The sequence below is a fragment of the Micrococcus sp. KRD026 genome (assembly GCF_017168445.1).
Taxonomy (GTDB): Bacteria; Actinomycetota; Actinomycetes; order Actinomycetales; family Micrococcaceae; genus Micrococcus; species Micrococcus luteus.
The window spans coordinates 73,522-76,512 of record NZ_JABFBA010000016.1; the positions used below are offsets into that span (position 1 = coordinate 73,522).

The window sequence follows — 2,991 nt, forward strand, 5'->3', positions numbered from 1 at the left end:
GCTCGGCGTGAGGCCCTGGCGGTGTGGGTGAACCACTACAACTACCATCGGCCTCATACCTCCTGCGGGGACGCCCCGCCAACCTCGTTGGCACCGGCCCGAGTCAACAACGTCATGCCCTCCTACAGCTAGTTCGTCGCGAATCTCAGCGCCGATGCTGGGTTCCCCCACCGCGTTCGTCAGCAAGGCAACCTCGGAGAGAGGCGTCGCCGGCCGGGCCAGTCGCTCCTTGACGGGCGATGCGGCAGGTCGGATCTCCTGGAGCGTCCGCAGTCGTCCCGGTCGTCCGGGCTCTGAGACCGGAAGATCAGGCGCATAGTCCGCCCCCAAGGCTGCGATGACGCGTTGTACCAGCTCGACCTGCTTCTCCGGCGTTTTCGCCTGCGTCAGCGCATGCCGAAGCAGACCGCCGACATGAACGGCAAGTTGATGGGGCAAAGCAGTGTCACTGAGTGGTTCAAACCCCGGCTCGAGATTCTGCGCGGCGGCCAGCTGCTGCCGCACGTGCAGGGTTTCTACCTGCTCATATGTTCCCGCGGGCAGCCTAAGAAGACGCCCTGCGACCGCTTCGTCGTTAGTGCTCACGGTGCTGATTCTGACACCCCACCCGGGCACGTGGAGGAGTTCCCAAAGACGACCGATGAGTACTGCCCAGTGGCCTGCGCCGCCGCGCGCGCTCGACCGCGCCGCGCGGCACCTCGAAGGAGCTCGTCGGCGGCCGGGCCGCCAGCACGGCGTGCACAGCGCGTTCCCCCAGGATGCGCAGCATCCGACGCACCTCCCCGACCCACGGCAGCACCTCGAGGCAGCCGCCCCACGTCCGGCCAGTCACGGCACGCCGCGGCCCGGCCCAGCGCCACGGTGAGGCGCCAGCGCCGACGCCGTGCGCGCCGTCGTCGTGCGGGCCCGGCACCGGCTCGCGCGTCCCGAACTCGGTGAGCGCCCGCGGGTCCAGCCAGTCGACGCCGTGGTCCTCCGACTCCCCCGGCTCCGTGATCTCCAGCCGCCCTCCCGTCAGCAGGGCGGCCCGCAGGGACGCGGCGTGCACCTCATCCACAGCCGGTCCCGGCCCCAGGTGCACCTGGGTGGAGCCTCCGTAGAAGCTCGCCACGCCGTTCGCCCACAGCCACTGGTGGAGGTTGGTGTTGTCGCTGTAGCCGAGGAACGGCTTGGGGTCCGCGCGCACTGCGTCCGCGTCCAGGTGGCCGATCACGGTGATCTGGTCCTCCCCGCCCACCGTGGCGATCACCGCACGGATCTCCGGGTCCGCGAACGCCGCGTTCAGGTCCCGCGCCCGGTCCTTGGCGCTCGCCCCGAGCTGCCGGGTGGTGGGGTACTCGACCGGCACCAGTCCGGTCACCTCGGCCAGGCGGCGCATCGCCTGCTCGTGCATCGCGGGCGCGAAGCCGGGAGCCGCGAACGACGGCGAGACGACGGCGATCCTGTCGCCCGGCTGGGCCTTGGGCGGGTGGACGAGCGGCTGAGTCATACCGGGAGCGTAGCGAGAGGCCACCTGTCCGTCGTTCCTCTCACTCAGACCAGACGACCCGCGCCCAGACCGCCCGGCGCCCCTCACCCCTGACGCAGCTCGCGGCGCAGGATCTTGCCCGTGGCGTTCTTCGGCAGCCCGTCCAGGACGGTCACCTCCCGCGGCCGCTTGTAGCGGGCCAGCCGCTCGGCCGCGAACGCCCGGAGCTCCTCCCCCGTGACGGCGCTGCCCGGGGCCAGCGAGACGAAGGCGGCGATCTCTTCGCCCAGCCGCTCGTCCGGCACACCCACCACGGCGGCCTCGACCACGTCCGGGTGCTCGTAGAGGACCTCCTCCACCTCGCGGGGGTACACGTTCATGCCGCCGCGGATGATCACGTCCTTGAGCCGGTCCACGATCATCACGTACCCGGCCTCGTCCCGGCGGGCGATGTCCCCGGTGCGGAACCAGCCGTCCTCGTCGAACGCCGCCTCCGTGTCCTCCGGGCGGCCCCAGTAGCCGGCCATGATGCCCTCGCCCCGGATGCGCAGCTCACCGGAGGCCTCGAGGTCCTCCTCGGGCACCTCGGCGCCGTCCATCGCGACGATCCGGAACTCGAAGCCGTCCACCGGCCGGCCCACGGTGCCCGGACGGGTCGGCGCGTCCACGGGGTTGAAGAAGCACGCGCCCGCGTTCTCGGACAGCCCGTAGCCCTCGAACACGGGCACGCCGTACAGCTTCTCCGCCGCGCGCAGCGTCTCCACCGGCAGGCTCGCACCGCCGGAGAGGGGCATGCGCAGCCTCGAGAAGTCCGCCGCCTCGAACCGCGGCATCAGGGACAGGGCGGACCCGGCGAACACCGCCCCGTTGAGCACCACCGAAAGCCCGAACACGTGGAACATCGGCAGCGCCGCGAACACGACGTCGTCCGGGCCGAGCCGGCCCAGGCCGGTCGCCGTCGCCATGGCGTTGGAACGCAGGTTCGTGTGCGTCAGCCGGGCACCCTTGGGCCGCCCCGTAGTGCCCGAGGTGTAGAGCAGGACGGCGTCGTCGTCGGGGTCCCGCAGGGTGATCTCCGTGACCGGGGCGATGCCCTCGGCGGCGCACTCCCGCCCGACCGCTTCGAGGTCCAGGGTGACCACCTCGACGTCGACGTTCCCGGCCGCCTCGTCCACGGCCGGCAGCCCGGGCATGGCCCAGAGCATGCGCGCCCCGGAGTCCTCGAGGAAGTACTCCAGCTCACGGGCGGTGAACAGCGGGTTGAGCGGCACCATCACCGCGCCCAGACGCATGAGCGCCTCGTAGACCGCCACGAAGGCCGGGACGTTGGGCAACATCTGGCACCGGATCGCCTCCGACCGCGAGAACGTCGTGCATCTCGTCCGGCAGGCCGACGACGCCGGCCCGCCCGTTCCGGGAACGCCTGCGCTCGGTATGGGCGCACTTTGCAGGCTCAGAGCGACCGCACGCGTTCCAGGTCCGCCGGCGCTCACCCCGCGAGCTCACCCCGCCCGCTCCCGGGC

At 71.6% G+C, this 2,991-nt stretch carries 3 protein-coding genes; 1 reads left to right on the top strand and 2 read right to left on the bottom strand.

Translation table 11 applies throughout. The features are described from left to right. Positions 1-132: integrase core domain-containing protein (locus tag J1M40_RS06190; RefSeq protein ID WP_206450586.1), on the top strand; the 132-nt coding region annotated here is incomplete at its 5' end. A 442-nt stretch (positions 133-574) separates the two neighbouring features. On the opposite strand, the gene J1M40_RS06195 is transcribed toward J1M40_RS06190, so the two are convergent. Together J1M40_RS06195 and J1M40_RS06200 are read right to left on the bottom strand one after the other, a co-directional pair. Next, the gene (locus J1M40_RS06195) at positions 575-1,489 is read right to left on the bottom strand and encodes an LD-carboxypeptidase (protein ID WP_136940117.1); all 915 of its coding nucleotides are present in this window, start codon (positions 1,487-1,489) and stop codon (positions 575-577) included. A gap of 83 nt (positions 1,490-1,572) precedes the next feature. Then, a complete protein-coding gene (locus tag J1M40_RS06200) occupies positions 1,573-2,805 on the bottom strand; it encodes an AMP-binding protein (protein ID WP_240756417.1) in 1,233 nt (410 codons plus the stop codon). Between the last annotated feature and the right edge of the window lie 186 nt (positions 2,806-2,991).

What these genes read in the sequence shown, in the direction of transcription:
- J1M40_RS06195 (WP_136940117.1), bottom strand. Translation starts at nt 1,489, where the DNA reads ATGACTCAGCCGCTCGTCCACCCGCCCAAGGCCCAGCCGGGCGACAGG.
- J1M40_RS06200 (WP_240756417.1), bottom strand. Translation starts at nt 2,805, where the DNA reads ATGTTGCCCAACGTCCCGGCCTTCGTGGCGGTCTACGAGGCGCTCATG.